Origin of the sequence: Erwinia sp. PPS120, assembly GCF_047918655.1 — a bacterium.
Lineage (GTDB): Bacteria > Pseudomonadota > Gammaproteobacteria > Enterobacterales > Enterobacteriaceae > Erwinia > Erwinia tasmaniensis_A.
Map to the genome: position 1 here is coordinate 66,352 of NZ_JBLREF010000010.1, position 22,295 is coordinate 88,646.

Annotated in this window: 21 protein-coding genes; 12 read left to right on the top strand and 9 right to left on the bottom strand. The window is 56.3% G+C overall.

From position 1 onward, the window contains the following. Nucleotides 1–355: 355 nt before the first annotated feature. Both ACLRGG_RS06480 and ACLRGG_RS06485 read right to left on the bottom strand, forming a co-directional pair. A complete protein-coding gene (locus ACLRGG_RS06480; protein WP_416248949.1) occupies nt 356–1,063 on the bottom strand; it encodes a phosphatase PAP2 family protein in 708 nt (235 codons plus the stop codon). Between the two features lie 43 nt (nt 1,064–1,106). Next, a complete protein-coding gene (locus tag ACLRGG_RS06485; RefSeq protein ID WP_416248950.1) occupies nt 1,107–1,856 on the bottom strand; it encodes a CobW family GTP-binding protein in 750 nt (249 codons plus the stop codon). A 152-nt stretch (nt 1,857–2,008) separates the two neighbouring features. On the opposite strand from ACLRGG_RS06485, the gene ACLRGG_RS06490 reads away from it, so the two are divergent. Next, entirely contained in the window at nt 2,009–2,302 is a 294-nt protein-coding gene (locus ACLRGG_RS06490; RefSeq protein WP_416248951.1) for a YmdA family protein, read from the top strand. Nucleotides 2,303–2,375: 73 nt separating this feature from the next. Here ACLRGG_RS06490 and yeiP read toward each other — a convergent pair whose 3' ends face one another. Both yeiP and ACLRGG_RS06500 read right to left on the bottom strand, forming a co-directional pair. Then, nucleotides 2,376–2,948 (bottom strand): elongation factor P-like protein YeiP, encoded by a 573-nt coding sequence (yeiP, locus tag ACLRGG_RS06495; protein WP_416248952.1) that lies wholly within the window; start codon nt 2,946–2,948, stop codon nt 2,376–2,378. A 150-nt stretch (nt 2,949–3,098) separates the two neighbouring features. Continuing rightward, the gene (locus tag ACLRGG_RS06500; RefSeq protein WP_416248981.1) at nt 3,099–3,287 is read right to left on the bottom strand and encodes a hypothetical protein; all 189 of its coding nucleotides are present in this window, start codon (nt 3,285–3,287) and stop codon (nt 3,099–3,101) included. On the opposite strand from ACLRGG_RS06500, the gene ACLRGG_RS06505 reads away from it, so the two are divergent. The 4 genes from ACLRGG_RS06505 (at nt 3,223) to fruA (ending at nt 7,587) form a co-directional block, all read left to right on the top strand. Next, nucleotides 3,223–3,420, top strand: coding sequence for a proteinase inhibitor (locus tag ACLRGG_RS06505; RefSeq protein WP_416248977.1), 198 nt, complete (start codon nt 3,223–3,225; stop codon nt 3,418–3,420). The two genes, ACLRGG_RS06500 and ACLRGG_RS06505, sit on opposite strands and share 65 nt — an antisense overlap. 378 nt (nt 3,421–3,798) lie before the next feature. Beyond that, nucleotides 3,799–4,932 carry a fused PTS fructose transporter subunit IIA/HPr protein gene (gene fruB, locus ACLRGG_RS06510; protein ID WP_416248953.1) on the top strand — a complete coding sequence of 378 codons (1,134 nt, stop codon included), beginning with the start codon at nt 3,799–3,801 and terminating at the stop codon, nt 4,930–4,932. Continuing rightward, nucleotides 4,929–5,867 carry a 1-phosphofructokinase gene (gene fruK, locus ACLRGG_RS06515; RefSeq protein WP_416248954.1) on the top strand — a complete coding sequence of 313 codons (939 nt, stop codon included), beginning with the start codon at nt 4,929–4,931 and terminating at the stop codon, nt 5,865–5,867. The genes fruB and fruK overlap by 4 nt, the downstream gene beginning before the upstream one ends. Before the next feature lie 16 nt (nt 5,868–5,883). Next, complete coding sequence (fruA, locus tag ACLRGG_RS06520) at nt 5,884–7,587, top strand: PTS fructose transporter subunit IIBC (RefSeq protein WP_416248955.1); 1,704 nt, start codon at nt 5,884–5,886, stop codon at nt 7,585–7,587. Nucleotides 7,588–7,688: 101 nt separating this feature from the next. Here the strand turns inward: fruA and nfo are convergent, their stop codons facing one another. Both nfo and ACLRGG_RS06530 read right to left on the bottom strand, forming a co-directional pair. Beyond that, nucleotides 7,689–8,531: a deoxyribonuclease IV gene (gene nfo / locus ACLRGG_RS06525; RefSeq protein WP_416248956.1), complete on the bottom strand. Its 843-nt coding sequence runs from the start codon at nt 8,529–8,531 to the stop codon at nt 7,689–7,691. A gap of 85 nt (nt 8,532–8,616) precedes the next feature. Then, complete coding sequence (locus ACLRGG_RS06530; RefSeq protein ID WP_416248957.1) at nt 8,617–9,675, bottom strand: YeiH family protein; 1,059 nt, start codon at nt 9,673–9,675, stop codon at nt 8,617–8,619. Between the two features lie 127 nt (nt 9,676–9,802). Here ACLRGG_RS06530 and yieE point away from each other — a divergent pair, with 127 nt between their 5' ends. The 5 genes from yieE to cirA all read left to right on the top strand — a co-directional run bounded on the left by yieE (nt 9,803) and on the right by cirA (nt 16,585). Further along, the gene (gene yieE, locus ACLRGG_RS06535) at nt 9,803–10,669 is read left to right on the top strand and encodes a DNA-binding transcriptional regulator YeiE (protein ID WP_416248958.1); all 867 of its coding nucleotides are present in this window, start codon (nt 9,803–9,805) and stop codon (nt 10,667–10,669) included. 276 nt (nt 10,670–10,945) lie between these two features. After that, nucleotides 10,946–12,412, top strand: a complete 1,467-nt coding sequence (locus ACLRGG_RS06540; RefSeq protein WP_067708620.1) for an amino acid permease — start codon at nt 10,946–10,948, stop codon at nt 12,410–12,412. A 150-nt stretch (nt 12,413–12,562) separates the two neighbouring features. Further along, complete coding sequence (locus tag ACLRGG_RS06545) at nt 12,563–13,645, top strand: FecCD family ABC transporter permease (protein WP_416248959.1); 1,083 nt, start codon at nt 12,563–12,565, stop codon at nt 13,643–13,645. Then, nucleotides 13,642–14,430, top strand: a complete 789-nt coding sequence (locus ACLRGG_RS06550) for an ABC transporter ATP-binding protein (protein WP_416248978.1) — start codon at nt 13,642–13,644, stop codon at nt 14,428–14,430. Before ACLRGG_RS06545 ends, ACLRGG_RS06550 begins: the two co-directional genes overlap by 4 nt. Nucleotides 14,431–14,617: 187 nt before the next feature. Beyond that, entirely contained in the window at nt 14,618–16,585 is a 1,968-nt protein-coding gene (cirA, locus tag ACLRGG_RS06555; RefSeq protein ID WP_416248960.1) for a catecholate siderophore receptor CirA, read from the top strand. A gap of 664 nt (nt 16,586–17,249) precedes the next feature. Here cirA and fghA read toward each other — a convergent pair. The 3 genes from fghA to ptrR are packed head-to-tail and all read right to left on the bottom strand — an operon-like array spanning nt 17,250 to nt 20,165. Beyond that, the gene (gene fghA, locus ACLRGG_RS06560) at nt 17,250–18,092 is read right to left on the bottom strand and encodes an S-formylglutathione hydrolase (RefSeq protein ID WP_416248961.1); all 843 of its coding nucleotides are present in this window, start codon (nt 18,090–18,092) and stop codon (nt 17,250–17,252) included. A gap of 12 nt (nt 18,093–18,104) precedes the next feature. Beyond that, nucleotides 18,105–19,229, bottom strand: coding sequence for an S-(hydroxymethyl)glutathione dehydrogenase/class III alcohol dehydrogenase (locus ACLRGG_RS06565; protein ID WP_416248962.1), 1,125 nt, complete (start codon nt 19,227–19,229; stop codon nt 18,105–18,107). 42 nt (nt 19,230–19,271) lie between these two features. Next, nucleotides 19,272–20,165 carry a putrescine utilization regulator PtrR gene (gene ptrR, locus ACLRGG_RS06570; protein WP_416248963.1) on the bottom strand — a complete coding sequence of 298 codons (894 nt, stop codon included), beginning with the start codon at nt 20,163–20,165 and terminating at the stop codon, nt 19,272–19,274. A 129-nt stretch (nt 20,166–20,294) separates the two neighbouring features. On the opposite strand from ptrR, the gene ACLRGG_RS06575 reads away from it, so the two are divergent. Together ACLRGG_RS06575 and folE are read left to right on the top strand one after the other, a co-directional pair. Continuing rightward, nucleotides 20,295–21,431, top strand: coding sequence for a YbfB/YjiJ family MFS transporter (locus ACLRGG_RS06575; RefSeq protein ID WP_416248964.1), 1,137 nt, complete (start codon nt 20,295–20,297; stop codon nt 21,429–21,431). Between the two features lie 172 nt (nt 21,432–21,603). Beyond that, a complete protein-coding gene (gene folE, locus ACLRGG_RS06580; protein ID WP_416248965.1) occupies nt 21,604–22,269 on the top strand; it encodes a GTP cyclohydrolase I FolE in 666 nt (221 codons plus the stop codon). Nucleotides 22,270–22,295 lie beyond the last annotated feature (26 nt).

Here is a 22,295-nt window from a genome sequence, read left to right on the forward strand (position 1 = left end):
AACCGATTACAGACGGCATGGCGAGGGGTTTTAGCGTCTTTTTTATAGGTTTTAATGATGTGAAACATAAGAATATTAAAATGGCCGTTTTATCGACAAATGTGCAGGAATCATGAGGGTAAAGAAGGTATTCAGGTGTTAAAGAGGGGTATGATGCAGAACGTAGTTAAATGTCGGTCTGAAAGCATTTTTTATGGCATAAACTGCTGCCAGGGCGGCACCCTCGTCGTTCTTTGTTCAGTTATTTCCGGCAAAGCGTTTATGTCTGTGAGCGAAGAAGGGTATTAAGCAGCACCGTAATAAATGAGATAAGCATTACGATGCTGCCTGCTGCAAAGCATTAACAGACTAATATTTACTTAGCGGGCTTATATTTTCCAGGTAAATAGCGATTAACCACATTGACCAGATAGTCGCTGGCCGGGGTTATTAACAGCCAGCTCATGCCGACCAGCACAATTGAAAGCGAACCCACCGCCACGTCAGTAAACCAGTGTGCCCCAATCATTATGCGGGGAGAGGCAAAAATCAGCACAATGGCTACCGCAATTAAAAAGGCGCGGCGAGTAAAATAGCGCAGCATAAAGCAGGCAAAAATCATCAGCATCATGCCGTGATCGCCGGGGAAGCTGTCCGAGGAGGCATCTTTAGTCGGTATACCGGTCAGCCGCGTCACATGATTCACGTCCGGGAAGAATTTGGTTGGGCTGGGGTGTGAAACCGGGATCAGATGGCCGAGCTGGTTAAGCACGACGGCGGTCAGCAGCATAGTAATACCGATGGCCAGCATGCGACGGCGGCCCTGAGGGGTTTCCTGCAGCCAGAAGCTCAGATAAAGCGCACCCATTGCTAACAGCGAAACGCCATCAAAAGCGCGATAGTTGGTAACGGCCACGAACCACAGCAGGGGTTTGCTGGTGACCAGTCTTTCATTGAACCAGTAGAAAATGCTTTTATCAATGTCAAACCAGAAACCGTGATGGGCGGGCAGATACCACGAGAAAAATAGCGCCAGGCCAAGTGCATTAAGCACCAGGATAGAAAGTAAGCGTTTAGCAGTCATGTCGTCTTAAGGTTAAATTAAGAAATCGTAACGGCGTAGATTATTACACGAAAGTTAAACGAAGTTTCAACAAAGATGTTTGCAACGCGTTCCAGTCCGCCTCCTCTTCATGGATGACCTCAATGCGGCTGTCAGGTGGCGAAGACGATCGGGTCTCGATATGAAATTCGTCACCCTGCCGATTAACGCTAACCAACCCTTCCTGGATGCGCATCACACCTTTAACGCGCGTGACCGGAGACAGGCGCACCCATTCAAGCAGGCCGATGGTATCAAACACCGTATCGCTGTCAAATACCCAGCCGCAGGCGAAATACCCCTGGCCCTGATTTAGCGAACGGCGCCAGCGTGCGTCAGGCTTTAGTGTCAGCGCGGCAAGGCCCGAAGCGGGCTGGCCATGATGATGGGCTGGCTGAGGAAGCGCCTGCTGGTTTTTACGCGGCTGGCGCAAAAGCTGCGCATCAATTCTGCCAAAGGAGGCGGTGATGACCGGACGGCTCAGTGGATCCTGCTGTTGCCAGTCGTGCAGCGCCTGGCGATCGGGTTGGGCCTGTTTAAGCAACATATTCAGCCCCACCTGCATCGGCAGGCCGTTAACACAGCACATGCAGCCGCCGGGGATCTCTTTGAGGATAGCGCCGCTCTCTGCCAGCAGGGCCCCATCAATACCCACTTCGCCAGACTCATTAACCAGTATCGCCCATTTTTCGGTTGCTGGTTTTTGAGAAAGAAGATGCTGGAGGGGGGGGTTGCCGCTGCCCAGAAATCCGGTGATTAAATTGACTCGCGCCATCTTTTCCTCTCTCTGCGCATTCAGCTAAAGGTGAATTAATCTTCTGCTCACCGATGCCGATAATTAACTTACCTGCCCACCAACGACTATCTTCAAAGTGCCAGCAGTTAATCGACGAGGTAACTATGAATGGCGTAAAAATTGCAGTCCAAATGACTGTAGTCAGTCTGCTCATCCCGCTATGGACGGAAACCGCTCTGGCAGGAGAGTCAAAGGCCAGTGCAGGCTCTGGCACCATTACCTTTCAGGGCGCGATTGTGTCGCCCGGCTGTGAAATCGACCAGCAGTCCGACTTGATCAGAACATCCTGTTTTAAGCAGGGGAAAACCCAGGTCTACATCACGCATCCTGATGCGCAGGCGTTGCCTGCTGAGCTGGGGCAAACGCAGGTGAAATGGCTCGACGCACAGCACAAAATGGGGATTATGACCGTCAACTACAATTAGTACGCCCGGGAATTGTTGTAATATAACAAATTCGGCCGCGCGCAAGGACGTTGCCGAATTTATCACTTACTGATTAGTCCGCACGGCTCATATAGCGGCGCTCGGGGATATGAATGCGTATTTTATCGCCGCTGCTCAGGTATTCAGGAACCTGAATAACCAGGCCGGTTATCATTGTGGCTGGTTTTGTTCTGGCGCTGGCAGAGGCGCCCTTAATACCCGGCGTGGTTTCCACGATTTCCATATCAACGGTTTGCGGCAGCTCGAGCGCCAGAATCTGGCCGTCCATGGTCAGGACCTGAATACCAGGGATCCCGCCCTCGGGCAGAAACAGCAGTTCCTCTTCAATCTGCTCTTTTTTAAAGATATAGGGCGTGTAGTCCTCGTCGTCCATAAAGACATACTCGTCCCCATCAATGTAGGAGAAAGTCACCTGACGTCGACTCAGAGAGATGATGTCAATAATGTCATCACCCTTAAAGCGCTCTTCCACTTTCATACCGGTACGGATATCGGTAAAACGCATTTTATACAGCGTCGATGCCCCGCGTGCGCTAGGGCTCTGAACGTCAATATCCTTCACTAACAGCAGCTTGCCGTTGAAACTTACGGCCATACCTTTTTTAATTTCGTTCGCTCTTGGCATATAAAAATCTCAGTAAAAAGGGCCAGGGAAAATTCTCGCGACAACTTACTCTTGCGCAGGGATTCAGGCAAGTGCTGAACGGCAGTCATGCAGGACACTTTTCTCAGAATGTCATTAAAGAATAGTATTCACTCAGGGTGCCTGCTATGTTCAGGTTTTAAACGCCTGCCGCGTTATCCGACGCTCCGTTACCGTTGATTTTTCCCCGAGGTCTTTGATGGAATGTCGTACCGACTGCGGAGCGTGCTGCATAGCCCCTTCGATCTCCAGCCCCATCCCCGGCATGCCGCAGGGGAAGCCCGCGAATACGCGCTGTATCCAGCTTGCTGATAATTTCATGTGTAAGATCTTCACCTCGCCCCTGCGTCCCAGCGTATGCGGCAGCTTAAAGGCGAGGTCTGATATGTGCTTCTCCCATCGGGACGAAGCCCTGACCTGGCTTATTCAGCTTGAAGCTGAAACGGCACCTTAACCTTTATTGCGTTCTCTGCCGCTCTACCTTGTTGCAAACCCCGGATGCGAGATGCAAAACCGAGACAGGGTGTGGACCCCTCCCTGGCGGCGGCCCCCGACATTCTGCGATTTACCCGGCGCGAGAGGTGTCAGCCAAGCTTCAGCTGACCCGATCCCGGAGAACGCTTTCTGCCCGATAATTCCAGAAAGAAGCGATAAAATGTGCGTGGCATCAAAAAATCGTTACCCAGCCAGCGGTAAAACTTGCATCGCCCAGGCGAAGAAGAACACACTCATTGAAACGTTTCAGCGTTGTCCGTTCAGCGTGTTAGACCAGAGAGCGTACGCGGTTTCATGCATTAGCTGAAACGATTCAATCTAAGCAGCGAGGAGAACTATGTTCCAGCTTGAACTGTCCGCTATTCATCCCGGCGCCACTGCCGAAAACAAAGAGGATGCCATTCGTCAGGTTGCTGCCGCACTTACACGCGCGGGCAACGTGGGAGAAGGTTATGTTGACGGTATGCTCGCCCGCGAGCAGCAGACCTCAACCTATCTGGGTAACGGTATTGCTATCCCTCACGGCACCACGGATACCCGCGATCTGGTGTTGCAAACGGGCGTCCAGGTGTATCAGTTTCCGCAGGGTATCGCCTGGGGCGAGGATCAGACCGCCTGGGTGGTGATTGGTATCGCGGCAAAGTCGGATGAGCATCTCGCGCTGCTGCGTCAGCTGACCCACGTTCTCAGCGATGACAGCGTGGCCGAGCAGCTAAAAAGCGCCGATTCAGCCGAAATGCTCCGTAGCCTGCTGATGGGCGAAAAGCTGGCAGGGGAATTTAAGTTTGATACTTCGCTGATTACCACCGACGTTGCCACCGGCGATCTGATGACGCTTCAGGCGCTTAATGCGGGCCGCTTACAGCAGGCGGGGGCAGTCGATGCGACCTTTGTCAGCCGTGTCATCGCCTCCCGCCCGCTTAACCTGGGGCAGGGCGTCTGGCTAAGCGACAGCACCGAGGGCAATCTTGCCAGCGCGGTCGCCGTCAGCCGCAGCGCCACGTCCTTTGAGGTTGACGGTGAGAAAGCCGCGCTGCTGGTGACCGTGGCGGTCAACGATGACAGCCCGCTAAACGTGCTGAACTACCTCAGTGACCTGCTGATTAACCAGAAAGCCGATCGCCTGTTGAGTGCCGATGCAGCGGGTATTCTTGCGCTACTGACCAGTGAAGTCTCGGAACAGGCGGATGTGCTGACGGAAGAGTTCACCATCCGCAACGAACATGGCTTGCATGCCCGTCCCGGCACCGCGCTGGTCACGGTGATCAAACAGTTTAATTGCGACGTCACCGTGACGAATCTCGACGGAAGCGGCAAGCCAGCCAATGGCCGGAGCCTGATGAAGGTTGTGGCGCTGGGGGTGAAGAAAGGTCACCGGCTGCGTTTTACCGCCAGCGGTGAAGATGCACCTCAGGCAATTAAGGCTATTGGTGAGGCAATTTCTGGCGGTCTTGGCGAGGGGGCATCATGAGCAGGCGCGTCGCCACTATCACCCTGAACCCGGCTTACGATTTGGTGGGTTATACGCCTGAAATCGAACGGGGCGAGGTCAACCTCGTAAAAACGACCGGTCTGCATGCGGCGGGTAAAGGGATAAACGTTGCTAAAGTGCTGAAGGACCTGGGGATCGATGTCACCGTTGGTGGCTTCCTCGGTAAAGAGAATCAGGATGGCTTTCAGCATCTGTTCAGCGAACTGGGTATTGCCAATCGTTTTCAGGTCGTTGAAGGCCGTACCCGTATCAACGTTAAGCTCACTGAGAAAGGCGGAGACGTAACGGATCTCAACTTTTCGGGGTTTGAGGTTACGGGGCAGGACTGGGAGCGTTTCACGACCGACTCGCTAACGTGGCTGGGCCAGTTTGACATGGTCTGCGTCAGCGGTAGCCTGCCCGCCGGTGTTGAGCCGGATGCGTTTACCGACTGGATGCGCGCGCTGCGTACCCACTGCCCCTGCATTATTTTCGACAGTAGTCGTGAAGCGCTGGTGGCGGGTCTTAAAGCCGCGCCCTGGCTGGTGAAGCCCAACCGGCGCGAACTGGAGATTTGGGCCGGACGCAAACTCCCGACGTTGAAGGATGTAATAGAAGCGGCACATGCTCTGCGCGAACAGGGTATTGCTCACGTGGTGATCTCACTGGGTGCTGAAGGCGCGCTGTGGGTAAATGCTTCAGGTGAATGGATTGCCAGACCGCCCGCGTGTGAAGTGGTAAGCACCGTGGGTGCCGGGGATTCAATGGTTGGTGGGCTGATTTATGGCCTGCTGATGCGCGAATCCAGCGAGCACACGCTTCGACTGGCTACGGCCGTAGCGGCTCTGGCCGTGAGTCAGAGCAACGTTGGCATTACCGATCGTACTCAGCTGGCCGCGATGATGGCGCGCGTCAAGCTGGAACCATTTAACTGACAGCAGGAGAAGCACAATGAAAACGCTGCTGATAATTGATTCTTCGCTGGGCCTGGCAACAGGTTATCTGGCAAAAAACATAGCAACCGCCGCTGCGGTGAAACTGGGCGTGACGCTGACCGATAGCCTGGCTGAGGCCGATCAGGTGATTGTGGCAGGAAAAAATATTCCTGCCGACGCCAGCCTTAATGGCAAATCTGTTTACGTTGCCGATATTGAACAGCTCCTGCGCCAGCCAGACGCGGTGCTGACTACGGCGCAGAGCGAAGCCAGGCCCTGGCATGCGCCAGCAGCCTCGCCAGCGCAGGCGCCAGCAGGTGCCCTGAGCGAACAGCGGGCAAAACGCATTGTTGCGGTAACCGCCTGTCCTACCGGCGTGGCGCATACCTTTATGGCAGCCGAAGCCATTGATACCGAAGCGAAAAAACGCGGCTGGTGGGTGAAGGTTGAAACGCGCGGGTCCGTGGGCGCGGGCAATACCATCACGGCAGAAGAGGTGGCAGAGGCTGATCTGGTCATCGTGGCCGCAGATATTGAGGTGGATCTGGCGAAATTTGCCGGTAAGCCGATGTATCGCACCTCTACCGGACTGGCGCTGAAGAAAACGGCCCAGGAGCTGGATAAGGCGGTCGCGGAAGCGAAGCCTTATCAGCCTAAAGGGGGCAGTAGCTCAACATCACAGAGTGAAGAGAAGAAAGAGAGCGCGGGCGCCTACCGTCATCTGTTAACCGGTGTCTCCTATATGCTGCCGATGGTAGTCGCGGGTGGGTTGAGCATCGCGCTGTCGTTTGCTTTCGGTATTACCGCCTTCAAAGAGCAGGGCACGCTGGCGGCGGCACTGATGCAAATTGGCGGCGGTAGCGCCTTTGCGCTGATGGTACCGGTGCTGGCTGGTTTTATTGCTTTCTCCATCGCTGACCGCCCGGGTCTGACGCCGGGTCTGATTGGCGGCATGCTCGCGACCAGCATTAATGCGGGCTTCCTCGGTGGGATTATTGCCGGTTTTATTGCCGGTTATGCCGCAAAATTTATCAGCGCCAAACTCCGGCTTCCGCAGAGTATGGAGGCGCTTAAGCCGATTCTGATTATCCCGCTAATCGCCAGCCTGATAACCGGCCTGCTGATGATTTACGTGGTTGGCACGCCGGTTGCGAAAATCATGGAAGGGCTGACCCACTGGCTGGCCAATATGGGTACGGCAAATGCGGTACTGCTGGGCGCGGTGCTGGGTGGCATGATGTGCACCGATATGGGCGGCCCGGTTAATAAGGTGGCCTATGCCTTTGGCGTCGGTCTGCTCAGTTCGCAAACCTATGCGCCAATGGCGGCAATCATGGCCGCGGGCATGGTTCCTCCGCTGGCCATGGGGCTGGCAACGCTGGTGGCGCGCAGGAAATTTAATAAAGGCCAGCAGGAAGGGGGCAAGGCAGCGCTGGTACTCGGCCTCTGCTTTATCTCCGAGGGGGCCATTCCCTTTGCCGCACGCGACCCGATGCGCGTACTGCCCTGCTGCATTGTGGGCGGCGCACTGACCGGTGCCATTTCTATGGCGGTAGGCGCGAAGCTGATGGCGCCGCACGGCGGCCTGTTTGTTCTGCTGATCCCCGGCGCTATCACCCCGGTAATGGGTTACCTGATGGCCATTATCGTGGGAACCCTGGTGGCGGGTCTCTCCTACGCGATACTGAAGCGTCCGGAGTCGGAGCTGGCTAAAGCCTGATACCTTTCTGATGAAAAAAAGCGCGGGCAACCGCGCTTTTTTATTGATCCCCGCCCCGCATAAACAACCGGAAACACGCTGGCAGGCCCCTCCCGATAAACTTACTTCTGCTCAGATCTGAGCCACGCAATTTCATCTTTCCAGATATCGGGATTTACCGTCTCCAGAATCAGCGGAATGCCATCAAAACGCGCATCTTTCATCAGCCAGCTAAATACCGTTTTACCAATATTGCCTTCACCCAGGCTGTGATGGCGGTCGACCCGGCTGGCAAATTCACTTTTAGCATCGTTGAGATGCATACCGCGCAGAAAATCAAAGCCCACCGTGCGATCGAATTCCGCAAAGGTGTCCACGCATGCCGCTTCCGTACGTAAATCGTATCCTCCGGCAAAGGCATGGCAGGTATCAATACACACGCCGACGCGTGATTTATCCTCTACGCCATCGATAATCGCCGCCAGATGTTCAAAGCGGAAACCGAGATTGCTGCCCTGTCCGGCGGTATTTTCAATGACGGCAGTCACGCCCTGAGTCTGGTCCAGCGCAATGTTGATTGACTCGGCAATGCGCTTCAGACACGCCTCTTCATCAATCTGCTGCAGGTGGCTGCCGGGATGAAAGTTCAGTAGCGACAGTCCCAGCTGTTCACAGCGGCGCATTTCATCTAAAAACGCCTCACGCGACTTATCCAGCGCCTCCTGCTGCGGATGGCCAAGATTAATCAGATAACTGTCGTGCGGCAGGATCTGTGCGGAGGTGAAGCGGTATTTTTCACAGGCCTCGCGAAAGGCATTAATTACCTCTCCACTGAGCGGCGCGGCCCGCCACTGACGCTGGTTTTTGGTGAAAAGCGCAAAGGCCGTAGCGTCAAGTTCATGTGCGCGAACCACTGCTTTATCTACGCCGCCCGCTGCGCTGACGTGGGCACCAATATATTTCAAGCCGTCTCTCCTGTTAAAGGCCTCTGTTCAGATCGCAATGATAACCGCTGGCGGTAAGCGATGACCACAGCTGCTGCACGATAAGTTATGCCCACAGATGCTGAACGGTGAGGTTGATAATGCCACCGCCCGTAATCAGCCAGATGAAAAGCAGCGCACCCAGCATAAGAGGTTTAGTACCGGCCTGCCTGAGGTCCGCGAACCGGGTCGTCAGCCCCAGCGCCGCCATTGCGGCAGCCAGCAGCACATTATCGATCTGGATGAGTCCGTTAACCAGCGAGGCGGGTAGCAGATGTAACGAGTTAACCAGTATGGCGACAATAAACAGCAGAGCAAACCAGGGAATGGCGATCTTTACCTTAGACGTTTTACTCTGGCTGGCCGTACGTTTTACCCAGGCGCTGAGCAGCAGCAGGAAAGGAGCCAGCATTATCACGCGCAGCATTTTCGCGATCACGGCGGCATTTTCGGTTTCCGGGCTGACGGCGTGTCCCGCAGCAACGACCTGTGCCACCTCATGTAGCGTTGACCCGGTATAGACGCCCCAGATTTCAGGGGTCAGATGCGAAAACAGGCTGTGCGCGTAAGGGTAGAGCAGGGGGTAAATGAAGATCGCCAGGGTACCGAAAATGACCACGGTGGCAACGGCGACGGACACTTTTACTGAATCGGCTTTTATCACCGGTCCCGTCGCCAGAATTGCTGCTGCGCCGCAGATACTGCTGCCCGCTCCGATCAGCCATGCAGACTCCCGATCCAGGCCCAGCAGGCGACGGCCCGCCCAGCAGGCGATAAAAAAGGTTGAACTGAGAGTCAGCAGATCAATGATGATGCCGCGGACGCCCACTTCCGTGAGCTGTTGAAAGGTCAGTCGAAAACCATACAGCACAATCCCCAGCCGCAGCAGGCGCTGTTTTGTCAGCACCACGCCTGCATCGCAGCGGGCCGCGACGCGGGAGTAAAGCGTATTCCCGACAACCACCCCAACAATAATCGCCAGCGTCAGCGCACCCAGGCCGAGTGAGGCTATCACCGGCAGGGCGCTCAGCCAGGTGGCGGCTGCGGCGAGCAGCAGCGCCATCAGCAATCCCGGAATAAAGCGCTGCGGTCGCGCGGGGAAGGTAGGGAAAGTAAAATCAGTCATGGCTCGCTCCTTTTCAATATGCACAGCATGGAGAAGGCTGGTTTAAAAGAGAAATAGATTATATATTTATTATTAACCACTATTAAAGATAGATTCAGGGCCATTATCAGATGGAGAGGGGGAAGTTATGCATATCACGTTAAGGCAGCTGGAGGTGTTCTGCGAGGTACTGAAAAGTGGATCCACCACTCAGGCCTCACAGGGAATGTCGCTGTCCCAGTCGGCCGTCAGCGCAGCACTGGCCGATCTCGAAGGGCAGCTCGGCGTCCAGCTGTTTGACAGGGTGGGCAAGCGACTGGTGGTGAACGAACATGGGCGGCTGCTCTACCCGCGTGCGCTGGCGCTGCTGGAACAGGCAATGGAAATAGAGCAGCTGTTTCGTGAGGATAACGGCGCCCTGCGGGTTTATGCCAGCAGTACCATCGGCAATTACCTGCTGCCTGGCATGATTGCCGGCTGGCGACGCGATTATCCTGATTTGCCACTTGAGCTGAGCGTCGGTAACAGCCAGGATGTGATTAATGCGGTCGCCGACTTTCGGGTCGATATTGGCCTGATTGAAGGCCCGTGTCACCGACCCGATCTGATAAGCGAACCCTGGCTGGAGGACGAGCTGGTGGTGTTTGCCGCACCCGATGCAGATATCTTTAACCAGCCCGTCACGCTTGATACGCTGGCCAGCGCCACCTGGATCCTGCGTGAAAAGGGATCGGGTACGCGAGAAATTGTCGACTATCTGCTGCTTTCCCATCTGCCGCAGTTCAGACTGGCGCTGGAGCTGGGAAATTCAGAAGCAATCAAGCATGCGGTGCGTCACGGCATGGGCATCAGCTGTCTGTCGCGCCGGGTTATAGAGGAGCCGCTGGCGCTGGGAACGCTGCGCGAGGTGGCCATTCCTCTGCCCGAACTCAACCGGACGCTGTATCGTATCCACCACCGGCAGAAACATCTTTCCCGACCGCTGCTGCGCTTCCTCAGCTACTGTATCGAATAGTCCCTGACCGCTGTTGCGCTCCTCAGTGACTGTATCGAATAGTCCCCGACCGCTGTTGCGCTCCTCAGCGACTGTATTGAATAGTCCCGGACCGCGATATGCCTGCCCTGGCGCCTGCGTTATAAGTATTACCGTGGCATTGACGCGGGATAAGGGGCTGTTGCTTATAATTCCGGGCTGATCATGAACCTATCTTATAACGCGGTGGAATCACTATCCCTGCGGGGGGAGTTTGTTACAATCGCGCCTTATTTATCCAGGATACAGCATTTCAAGATGGTTAAGGACAAAAAAACAACAGAACAGCCTGCGCTAAGGCGTGAGTTAAAGGCGCGTCATCTGACGATGATCGCCATTGGGGGGTCAATTGGTACCGGCTTGTTTGTTGCCTCGGGTGCGACCATTTCCCAGGCTGGCCCGGGCGGGGCGCTGCTCTCCTATGTGCTGATCGGCCTGATGGTCTATTTCCTGATGACCAGCCTGGGGGAGCTTGCTGCCTTTATGCCGGTCACCGGCTCGTTTGCCACCTATGGCGCGAACTACGTTGAGGAAGGCTTTGGCTTCGCACTGGGCTGGAACTACTGGTACAACTGGGCTGTGACCATCGCTGTTGATCTGGTGGCATCCCAGCTGGTGATGACCTGGTGGTTCCCCGATACCCCCGGCTGGATCTGGAGCGCGCTATTTATGGGCGTGATTTTTCTGCTTAACTACATCTCGGTAAAGGGTTTTGGTGAGGCGGAGTACTGGTTTTCCTTAATCAAAGTCGTGACGGTCATTATCTTTATCGCGGTTGGCGTGCTGATGATCGCGGGCATTCTGCGCGGCGGTGAGAATGCCGGCTGGCACAACTGGCAGATCGGCGATGCACCGTTCTCCGGCGGCTTTTCAGCCATGATCGGCGTGGCAATGATTGTCGGCTTCTCTTTCCAGGGAACGGAGCTGATTGGCATCGCCGCCGGTGAGTCCGAAGATCCGGCGAAGAACATCCCCCGCGCCGTGCGCCAGGTGTTCTGGCGTATTCTGCTGTTCTACGTGCTGGCGATTCTGGTGATTAGCCTGCTTATCCCTTATACCGACCCGCGCCTGCTGCGTAACGACGTGAAGGATATCAGCGTAAGCCCCTTTACCCTGGTGTTTGAACACGCGGGCCTGCTCTCGGCGGCGGCGGTAATGAATGCCGTCATCCTGACGGCGGTGCTGTCGGCGGGTAACTCAGGCATGTATGCCTCCACCCGTATGCTGTTTACCCTGGCGCGGGAAGGAAAAGCGCCGCGTATTTTTGGCAAGCTGTCGAAAGGCGGCGTACCCCGTAATGCGCTGTATGCCACCACCGTGGTCGCCGGGCTCTGTTTTCTCTCCTCGATGTTTGGCAACCAGACGGTCTATCTCTGGCTGCTGAATACCTCCGGGATGACCGGCTTTATCGCCTGGCTGGGTATTGCCATCAGCCATTATCGTTTCCGCCGGGGCTATATCGCGCAGGGGCATTCGATCGCTGAACTGCCTTACCGCTCAGGCCTATTCCCGCTGGGCCCGATTTTTGCCTTTATTCTTTGTCTGACCATCACCCTGGGACAGAACTATCAGGCCTTTTTGCAGGATCGTATCGACTGGTATTCGGTTGCGGCCACCTATATTGGTCTGCCGCTGTTCCTGATTATCTGGCTGGGCTACCGGCTGACCAAAAAAACCCGTTTTGTGAAGTACAGCGAGATGGTATTCCCTTCCAGTAATCGCTAATTCAGACAGCGTGATACGCACAGGGCGCGGCTTCCGCGCCCTTTTGGTCACAGCTTCTTACTACTAATACCATTGATAACCATTATCATTTGCTTTATTGTTACGCCGCTGCTTCTCCTGCCTCAGCGCGAACAATTACAGGTATTAACCATGAGTGTGACCCACGACTCCATGCAGTACGTCGAAAAAAAGCCTAAAGAGAGCGTGATGGGACGTTACCATCAGCTGCTTCGCTATCGCCTGCTGCTGATGGCCGTGCTGGTACTGGCTATTCTCGCTTCGCTTATGCTGGATTTTACGCTGGGTCCGTCCGGTCTCTCACTCCATGACCTCTGGCGGACGCTGATGTCGCCGGAGAGTGTCGATGCCGGAACGCGCGTCATCGTTTGGGATATTCGCCTGCCCTATGCGCTGATGGCGGTAGTGGTAGGACTGTCGCTCGGCCTGGCAGGGGCGGAGATGCAAACCATTCTGAATAACCCGCTGGCCAGTCCGTTTACCCTTGGCGTCTCGTCCGCTGCCGCCTTTGGTGCTGCGCTGGCTATCGTACTGGGTATCGGCATTCCCGGCATTTCTGACCAGTGGTTTATCTCTGGTAATGCCTTTATCTTTGCGCTGATCGCCGCGCTGATGCTGGATGGTGTGACCCGCTGGACACAGGTTGCCACCTCCGGCGTGGTGCTGTTCGGCATCGCGCTGGTCTTTACGTTTAATGCGCTGGTCTCCATGATGCAGTTTATCGCCAGCGAAGATACGCTACAGGGGCTGGTGTTCTGGACCATGGGCAGCCTGGCGCGCGCCTCCTGGCAAAAGCTGGGCGTACTGGCGCTGGCCTTTGCGATACTGGTGCCGTTCTCAATGATGAGTTCATGGAAGCTGACGGCGCTGCGCCTGGGCGAAGATCGCGCAGTGAGTTTTGGCATTGACGTGCGACGCCTGCGGCTGGGTACGCTGTTGCGCATCAGTATTCTCTCTGCGCTGGCGGTCGCCTTTGTCGGGCCGATCGGCTTTATCGGTCTGGTGGCGCCGCATATCGCCCGGATGATCTTCGGTGAAGACCATCGCTACTATCTGCCTGCGAGTGCGCTGACCGGCGCGCTGGTGCTATCCATGGCGTCGGTCGTGTCGAAAAACCTGATCCCCGGGGTGATTATTCCGGTCGGTATCGTCACTTCACTGGTCGGTGTGCCTTTCTTCCTGAGTATTATTCTGCGCCACCGGGGGACGGTCTGATGGACGGTTTAACGATTAGCGGTTTCCATGCCGGTTATCCGAAGCGCAGGGTCATCAGTAATCTGAATGTTCCCTGCTTACCACGGGGGAAAATTACCGTGCTGCTGGGGCCAAACGGCTGTGGTAAATCGACGCTGTTGCGGTCCCTGGCAGGCCTAAACCGCGCGCAGGGCGAACTGTGGGTTAATGGCTGTGAGCTGATGTCGCTGCCATTCGCCCGTCGCGCGGAGCGTGTAGTTTATCTGCCGCAGTCGCTGCCGGCAGGCGTTCATCTGCACGTACTGGAATCGATTATTGTTGCTCAGCGCGCATCCGGTGGCCGCAGCAGCGCCGACAGCGAGGCAGAAGTGATGGCCCTGCTGGATCAGCTGGGCATTGCCCACCTGGCCTTATGCTATCTGGACCAGCTTTCTGGCGGTCAAAAACAGCTGGTGGGTCTGGCCCAGTCGCTTATTCGTCGGCCAGAACTTCTGCTGCTTGATGAACCGCTGAGCGCACTGGATTTGAACTATCAGTTTCACGTAATGGATCTCGTTCGTCGGGAAACCCGCAGGCGAAATATCATTACCGTGGTCGTGGTACACGATATCAATATTGCGCTGCGTCACGGCGAACACGTACTGATGCTGAAAAATGGCGCGCTGATCGCTGACGGTACGCCGGAAGAGGTTATCACGCCGGGGAGCCTGGCGAGTGTTTACGGCGTAAGAGGGCGCATTGAGCGCTGCTCTCAGGGTACGCCGCAGGTGCTGATTGATGGTCTGGTGACCGCGCCGGTACTCTGATGCTTTAGATGCTTTAGATGCTTTAAGGGTAACGTTCAGGATTTAAGAACCGTCACCCGCAGTAAGCGGGGCGTTTTCGCCCCGAATTCAAAATAAACCGGTTAACCGGTACTAATTAAGAAGTGGCAGTTTTTGAAGTGTGGGCATAAGGACTGATAACACATTAAGCATTACCAAGGAGAAGGCTATGTTCCGGTTCAACCCTCTGTTACGCGGTGGGCTGTATGCTTCCGCGCTGATCTTTACGTTCCCGGCTGCGGCTGAAGAACGTGATGAAAAAGAAGAGACGATGGTCGTCACCGCGTCCTCGGTAGAAGTGAATCTCAAAGAAGCCCCCGCCAGCATCAGCGTTATTACCGCTGAAGACCTGCAACGCAGGCCCGTACAAAACCTCAGTGACGTACTTCGCGACGTTCCCGGCATACAGCTCAATAACGAAGGCGATAACCGTAAAGGCGTCAGCCTGCGCGGGCTGGATAGCAGCTATACGCTGATTCTGATCGACGGCAAGCGGGTCAACTCGCGTAACGCCGTGTTTCGGCATAACGACTTCGACCTGAACTGGATACCCGCCGATGCGATTGAACGTATTGAGGTGGTACGCGGACCAATGTCCTCGCTTTACGGCTCCGATGCGCTGGGCGGGGTAGTGAATATCATCACCCGTAAGGTAGGCAGGGCATGGCACGGCACGCTGAGCGCCGATGCCACGATGCAGGCGCATCGCGATCGTGGAGACAGCGAAAACGGCAATTTTTTTACCAGCGGGCCAATAATTAAGGATCTGCTGGGCGCTAAAATTTACGGTAGCCTGGGCAGGCGGGGAAAGGACAGCCAGCAGGTGTCTTCCACGTCGGCGACGGGCTTGTCGCCGCGTATTGAGGGCTACACCACCCGCGATGCCAACGTGGAATTTACGCTGACGCCCACGGAGGATCAAGAACTGACTTTGGGCTATGGCGTGAACCGTCAGGATCGTGATTCCGACTCGCTGAACAAAAATCGTCTGGAGCGGCAGAACTACTCGCTGGGCCACAATGGCCGCTGGGGCGGGGTGAATACTGAACTGCGCTTTTACGGCGATCGGATAGATAACTATACCGGTAGCGATAATATCGTGGCGCAGAATAATGCGCTGGAAGGCAAGCTGGTTATACCACTGGCCGATATCAGCCAGCTGCTGACCTTTGGGGGCGAAATGCGACATGATACGCTGACGGACCCGGTCAATCTGACGGGAAGCGGGCGCACTTCCGCCAGCCAGTTTGCGCTTTTTGTCGAGGATGAGTGGCGAATTTTCGACGCGCTGGCGCTGACCACCGGCGTTCGTATGGATGATCATCAGACCTATGGCGATCGCTGGAGTCCGCGCGCCTACCTGGTTTATAACGCCAGCGATACCCTGACGGTGAAAGGCGGCTGGGCCAATGCATTCAAAGCGCCTTCGCTGCTACAGCTCAGCCCTGACTGGCAGGCGAACTCCTGTCGCGGCAGCTGCGGCATTGTCGGAAGTAAAGATTTGAAGCCGGAGACCAGCGAGAGCGTGGAGCTGGGGCTTTACTATGAGGGGGAGGAAGGGCTGCTTGATGGTATAACCGGCAGCATTACGGCTTTCCAGAACACGATTAGCGATATGATTAGCGTGGCGCGTAACTCCTCAAAAGAGCTGGCGCCCGGCTACACTAATTTTGTGGGGTTTGATAAGAACGGTAAGCCCATTTTCCGCTATTACAATGTGAATAAAGCGCGCATCACCGGCGTCGAGAGTGAGGTTTCTGTTCCCTTTACGGATGCGTGGAAGCTGACGCTAAATTATACCTATAGCGACGGACGCGATCTTAGCGATGGTGGCAATAAGCCACTGAAGGAGCTGCCGCTGCATACCGCCAACGGGACGCTGGACTGGTCACCACTGCCGGACTGGGCATTTTGGCTACAGGCGAACTATTCGGGGCAGCGTCGAACCCTGAAGAACAACGGCGTGACGCCGGGCGGTTATATGCTGTGGAACACGGGGGGGAGCTGGCGGGCCAGTAAGGCGGTGAAGCTGAAAGCGGGGGTGATGAATCTGGGGGATAAGGCGCTGGATCGCGATAGCTACAGCTATAACGAAGATGGCCGTCGTTATTTCGCCGGGATTGATTACACCTTCTAGTTCGTCTCTGTGGCCCGCGCTGTAGGTTGTCGTCTGCTACGACGGCAGGCAGTGTGGGCTGGTTAGCGGGTCCGCTGCGGGGGCGGTGGGCCAGCGCAGTATTCGCCGGGCTGCAATATCGGCTTTTCCGGGGACAATCCCAGCGTTTGCCGGACGTCATGAAGCTGCAATATCGGATTGTCCACCTCTCAGGTTGCCGAGCTGCTTTGAGTAAAACCGTTTAGCTCTCCGCAGGTATCATCAGCACAACTTCCAGTTAAGCCCTAAAAACGCTCAGGCTTTGTAGCCCGCCCGGACCACTAGCAGGTAATCCGGTAGTGTGCTTTTGATAGCGCCTGCCCAGCCTATAGCGCTGAGTTTTTTGCAGAGTTCTTCCTCTTCCAAACCTGCCGAAAGAGTTTATGTTACCCCCGGAACCGCTCTTACCCGCAGCGAGCACAATGCGAAAGGAGCGAAGGAACCGCGCAACGCGCGGCGGGAGGACCGCCAGGCACCGGCCCCCACCCGTAGGCGACTACCCCGGACCTTTGCCGCACCGGCCCCCATCCCCAGGCGACTACCCCGGACCTTTGCCGCACCGGCCCCCATCCCCAGGCGACTACCCCGAACCGCCCAAAAAAAAGGCTCCCCGATGGGAACCCTTAATACGCGCAAACCGACCTCGTTACGCCAGCAGATGCTCAGCGTGGAAGCGCAAATGATCCTCCACGAAACTGGCAATAAAGAAATAGCTGTGATCGTAACCCGGCTGGATCCGCACGGTTAACGGAAAACCCTTCTCCTGAGCAATCGCTTCCAGCCTCTCCGGGTGCAGCTGATCGGCCAGGAACTGATCGCTGTCACCCTGATCAATAAGCAGAGGCGGCGTTGATGACGCCTGCCGCATCAGCCAGCAGCTATCATACTCGCGCCACGCCTGCCGATCGTCGCCCAAATAGGCGCTAAACGCCTTCTGCCCCCAGGGGACCTCCATCGGATTAACAATGGGTGCAAACGCTGACGCGGAACGAAAGCGGGCCGGATTTCGTAGAGCCAGCATAATGGCACCGTGACCGCCCATTGAATGTCCCATAATGGCCTGACGATCGCTAACGTGAAAATTACTGGCAATCAGTGCCGGTAGCTCCTCGTTAATGTAATCGTACATGCGGAAATGAGGCTTCCAGGGCGCTTCGGTCGCGTTCAGATAAAACCCTGCACCCTGGCCCAAATCATAACCTTCATCATTGGCAACGCCTTCCCCGCGCGGGCTGGTATCCGGCATCACCAGCACCAGACCTAAATCAGCCGCCACGCGCTGCGCACCGGACTTCGTGGCAAAATTTTCATCGGTGCAGGTCAGGCCAGCCAGAAAATAGACCACCGGCGGCGGCGCATCGCGTTTAGGGCCGGGCAGAAAAATACTGAACGTCATATCGGCGTTCAGGGTGGCAGAACGGTGGCGATAGCGTTGCTGCCAGCCGCCAAACAGACGATGTTCTTCAAGTAGTTCCAGCGTGGACGCCATCAGTCCTCCCGATTATTTACTGAAATGCACCACGGAACGGATCGATTTACCTTCATGCATCAGGTCAAATGCGTCATTGATCTCTTCCAGCGGCATCGTATGGGTAATAAAATCGTTCAGCTGGAACTCGCCGTCCATATAGCGCTGAACGATACCTGGTAGCTGCGTCCGACCCTTCACGCCGCCAAATGCCGAACCGCGCCACACGCGCCCGGTCACCAGCTGGAAAGGCCGGGTTGAGATCTCTTCTCCCGCGCCCGCCACGCCGATAATCACCGATTCGCCCCAGCCTTTATGGCAGCACTCAAGCGCTGAACGCATCACGTTAACGTTCCCGATGCACTCGAAGGAGAAATCCACCCCGCCATCGGTCATCTCAACGATCACTTCCTGAATAGGCTTATCATAGTCCTTCGGGTTAATCAGATCGGTTGCGCCCAGTTTGGTAGCCAGATCGTATTTGCTGGTATTGATATCAATACCGATAATGCGACCCGCCCTGGCCATTTTTGCGCCGATGATGGCAGACAGACCAATGCCGCCCAGACCGAAAATTGCCACGGTATCGCCTTCCTTCACTTTGGCGGTATTCATCACCGCACCCATGCCGGTGGTCACGCCGCATCCCAGCAGACACACCTCTTCAAGCGGTGCCTCTTTGCTGATTTTCGCGAGTGAAATCTCTGGTATCACGGTATATTCAGAGAAGGTCGAGGTGCCCATATAGTGGAAAATGGGTTTGCCGTCCTTAAAGAAGCGGGTAGTGCCATCCGGCATCAGGCCTTTGCCCTGGGTGGTACGAATAGCCTGGCAAAGGTTGGTCTTGCCGGACAGACAGTATTTACACTGACCACACTCAGGCGTGTAAAGCGGGATAACGTGATCGCCTACGGCGACGCTGGTGACGCCTTCGCCCACGGCTTCAACAATACCGCCGCCCTCATGGCCGAGGATGGCCGGGAACACGCCCTCAGGATCCTTGCCGGAAAGGGTATAGGCATCGGTATGGCACACGCCGCTTGCAACGATGCGCACCAGCACTTCGCCCTTTTGCGGTGGCATTAAATCAACTTCTTCAATTTTGAGTGGCTCACCGGCAGCCCAGGCGACGGCGGCGCGCGTTTTGATCATTTCCATAGCTCTTCTCTTTTGTGGTTTCAGTGCAACAGGGGTGATTAATTATGGACGAATTTCGTCAGGATCTGACGTATCGTCAACGTGCTCGATAATCAGTAACTTCAGGGCCTTTACGTTAGGGGTAAAGGCATCACGCCGCCAGACCAGCCAGGTGGTGGTCTCGCTGACGTCAGCGGGCAGTGCATGACGCCGGACATCCATTCGGGCCGGAAGCTGTTCGAGAACCGATTCGGGCAGCATAGCCAGCCCCGCGCCGCTGGCGACGCAGGCGAGCATCGCGTGGTAAGACTGTATCTCCATAAAACTGCCGGGCTGAACGCCGCCGCCGCGGAACCAGTTTTCAAAGCGCAGCCGGTAGGAACAGCTGGGGCGAAAGGCGAACAGCGTTTCCCCCACGGCATCGGCGGGATGTGTAATGGGCGTATGGCCGAGACCGGAAATCAGCACCATCTTTTCATGGAAGACAATACAGCTGTTAAGCTCGTCCGCCGTAACAGGACCATCGGCCAGCGCAGCGGCCAGCGTACCTTCGCGCACCCGGCTGATGACCTCGCCAGAGGTGCCGGTTATCAGCGACAGGGCCACAGAAGGGTAACGCTGATGGTAGGCAGCCAGCAGCGCGGGCAGCCGGGTTGCTGCCGTGCTCTCCATTGAGCCCAGGGCAAAATTGCCTCCCGGCTCGCCGTTATGCGCCATACTCATCGCTTCCTCACTCAGCGCCAGAATGCGCCGGGCGTAGCAGAGAAAATTATGCCCTACCGGCGAAAGGCGCAGGCGCTGTTTCTCGCGGATAAACAGGTCGGCTCCCAGCTCCTGTTCAAGCTGACGCAGACGGGTGGTCAGGTTGGAGGGCACGCGGTGTAGCTGCTCAGCCGCGCGCGCCAGCGAACCCGTTTCCGCTACCGAACAGAACATTTTCAACTGGGTCAGATCCATGCCTTCTCTTTTTGTAAGTAAGTTGGTGATGATTATTCACTTTCCGTCAGTGTAGCGATCCTCCATCATACTGGCAACCCTTTATCGGCAAGCTGTCTACTGGCGCACTTTACTTTCAGGAGCAGGAATATGGCTGTTCGCGTGGCGCTGAGCGCTTTTTTATCACTGGTTGTTGCGATGGGGATTGGCCGCTTTGCTTTTACCCCGCAGGTGCCGCTGATGATCGGCGAGCATCAGCTCTCGCTGACCAGCGCGGCGGTAGTGGCCGCCATCAATTATCTCGGTTATCTGTTTGGTTCGTACGATGCTATGCGCGCAACCCGGCGGGTGGAGCTTCGACTGAAAGTCGGCGTCTGGGGGGCGGTGGCGCTAACGCTGCTCTCAGCCTGCGTTGAAGGAGCCTGGCTGCATGGCGTCGTCCGCTTTCTGACTGGCTGGGCCAGCGGCTGGGCCATGGTGCTGATTGCCGCCTGGAGTAATGAACAGCTGCATAAACATGGCCGTGCCGGACTGAGCGCTGCCGTGTTCGCCGGGCCGGGCACCGGGATCCTGCTTAGCGGCATGCTGGCGGTCTTACTGCACGGGCAGCACGTCAGCGCCGCCACGGCCTGGCTGGCTTACGGACTGCTGGCGCTGGTCCTGATCGCGCTTATAGCCCGTAACCTGCCGGGGCCGGGGCAACTTCACCGTCCTGAAACGGCACCGGCGCCGCTGGTGCTGACGGTGGGTCTGAAAAAGCTGGTCTGGAGCTACAGTCTGGCAGGCTTTGGCTACATCCTGCCCGCGACCTTCCTGTCACAGATGGCGGTTTCGCGCTTTCCCGGCAGTCCATTTGCCCAGTACGTCTGGCCGATATTCGGCGGGGCGGCGGTTATCGGCATTGGCCTTGGCATTCTCACCCGCCATTTTGGTCAGGCTAATCTCCGGCTGGCGATAGTGCTCTGGGCGCAGGCGGCGGGGGTGTTTGTCGTTGAGATGATGCCGGGGATCGGCGGTCTGGCACTGGGTGCGGTGCTGATGGGGGGCGGTTTTCTCTGCGTAGTGCAGCTTACCCTGCACTATGCCCGCGAGCTGGCGCCGCAGCATGCCCGCTACATGGCGGGCCTGTTAACCACCGGCTATGCGGTAGGTCAGCTGTTCGGACCGCTGCTGTCCGCACTTTCCACCCAGCTAACGCACCGACTGGAACCCGCGCTGTACGTGGCCGGGGCGGCGCTATTGATAGCTGGCGCGCTGGTCTGGAAACGCGACCCGGCGGCGCAGTGAAAGTCGCCACCGACGCCTTGCGAACCTGTCTTCTGGCGCTACGTGAAACAGTTTCACCCCGGTTTAAATTGATTCACTGGATTAACGTCGCATTGTGTACCAGAATAGCGCCTCAGAATTTTTGCCGGTCCCGCCCGGGGCCGGAATAACACCCGCTGGAGAAAAGATCGCCATGGCTACGTTAAGTCAGGAAGCCGCACTGGTTCACGAAGCGCTGCTTGCGCGTGGACTGGAAACCCCGTTACGCTCGCCTGCGCGTGAAATGGATGACGAAACTCGCAAACGCCTGATAGCCGGGCATATGACTGAAATCATGCAGTTGCTGAATCTGGATCTTTCAGACGACAGCCTCGCCGAAACGCCGCATCGCGTGGCCAAAATGTACGTTAATGAAGTTTTCTCTGGCCTGGACTACGCGAATTTTCCAAAAATCACCGTCATCGAAAATAAGATGAAGGTCGATGAAATGGTAACGGTGCGTGATATCACCCTGACCAGCACCTGTGAACACCACTTTGTGATTATCGACGGTAAGGCCACTGTGGCTTACATCCCTAAGGAAAAGGTTATCGGACTGTCGAAGATTAACCGCATCGTGCAGTTTTTCTCCTCGCGCCCGCAGGTTCAGGAACGTCTCACCCAGCAGATTCTGGTGGCGCTGCAAACCCTGCTCGGCACCAATAACGTTGCCGTTTCCATTGATGCGGTGCATTACTGCGTGAAGGCGCGCGGCATTCGCGATGCGACCAGCGCCACCACCACCACGTCGCTGGGAGGATTATTCAAATCCAGCCAGAACACGCGGCAGGAATTCCTTCGCGCGGTACGCCATAGCTGATGCCCTGCGGTTCATCAGGTTTGCTT

Excerpts from the sequence above, each read along its gene's own strand:
- ACLRGG_RS06480 (WP_416248949.1), bottom strand. The coding sequence starts at position 1,063 with ATGACTGCTAAACGCTTACTTTCTATCCTGGTGCTTAATGCACTTGGC.
- ACLRGG_RS06485 (WP_416248950.1), bottom strand. The coding sequence starts at position 1,856 with ATGGCGCGAGTCAATTTAATCACCGGATTTCTGGGCAGCGGCAACCCC.
- ACLRGG_RS06490 (WP_416248951.1), top strand. The coding sequence starts at position 2,009 with ATGACTGTAGTCAGTCTGCTCATCCCGCTATGGACGGAAACCGCTCTG.
- yeiP (WP_416248952.1), bottom strand. The coding sequence starts at position 2,948 with ATGCCAAGAGCGAACGAAATTAAAAAAGGTATGGCCGTAAGTTTCAAC.
- ACLRGG_RS06500 (WP_416248981.1), bottom strand. The coding sequence starts at position 3,287 with ATGAAATTATCAGCAAGCTGGATACAGCGCGTATTCGCGGGCTTCCCC.
- fruB (WP_416248953.1), top strand. The coding sequence starts at position 3,799 with ATGTTCCAGCTTGAACTGTCCGCTATTCATCCCGGCGCCACTGCCGAA.
- fruK (WP_416248954.1), top strand. The coding sequence starts at position 4,929 with ATGAGCAGGCGCGTCGCCACTATCACCCTGAACCCGGCTTACGATTTG.
- fruA (WP_416248955.1), top strand. The coding sequence starts at position 5,884 with ATGAAAACGCTGCTGATAATTGATTCTTCGCTGGGCCTGGCAACAGGT.
- ACLRGG_RS06530 (WP_416248957.1), bottom strand. The coding sequence starts at position 9,675 with ATGACTGATTTTACTTTCCCTACCTTCCCCGCGCGACCGCAGCGCTTT.
- yieE (WP_416248958.1), top strand. The coding sequence starts at position 9,803 with ATGCATATCACGTTAAGGCAGCTGGAGGTGTTCTGCGAGGTACTGAAA.
- ACLRGG_RS06540 (WP_067708620.1), top strand. The coding sequence starts at position 10,946 with ATGGTTAAGGACAAAAAAACAACAGAACAGCCTGCGCTAAGGCGTGAG.
- ACLRGG_RS06545 (WP_416248959.1), top strand. The coding sequence starts at position 12,563 with ATGAGTGTGACCCACGACTCCATGCAGTACGTCGAAAAAAAGCCTAAA.
- cirA (WP_416248960.1), top strand. The coding sequence starts at position 14,618 with ATGTTCCGGTTCAACCCTCTGTTACGCGGTGGGCTGTATGCTTCCGCG.
- fghA (WP_416248961.1), bottom strand. The coding sequence starts at position 18,092 with ATGGCGTCCACGCTGGAACTACTTGAAGAACATCGTCTGTTTGGCGGC.
- ACLRGG_RS06565 (WP_416248962.1), bottom strand. The coding sequence starts at position 19,229 with ATGGAAATGATCAAAACGCGCGCCGCCGTCGCCTGGGCTGCCGGTGAG.
- ptrR (WP_416248963.1), bottom strand. The coding sequence starts at position 20,165 with ATGGATCTGACCCAGTTGAAAATGTTCTGTTCGGTAGCGGAAACGGGT.
- ACLRGG_RS06575 (WP_416248964.1), top strand. The coding sequence starts at position 20,295 with ATGGCTGTTCGCGTGGCGCTGAGCGCTTTTTTATCACTGGTTGTTGCG.
- folE (WP_416248965.1), top strand. The coding sequence starts at position 21,604 with ATGGCTACGTTAAGTCAGGAAGCCGCACTGGTTCACGAAGCGCTGCTT.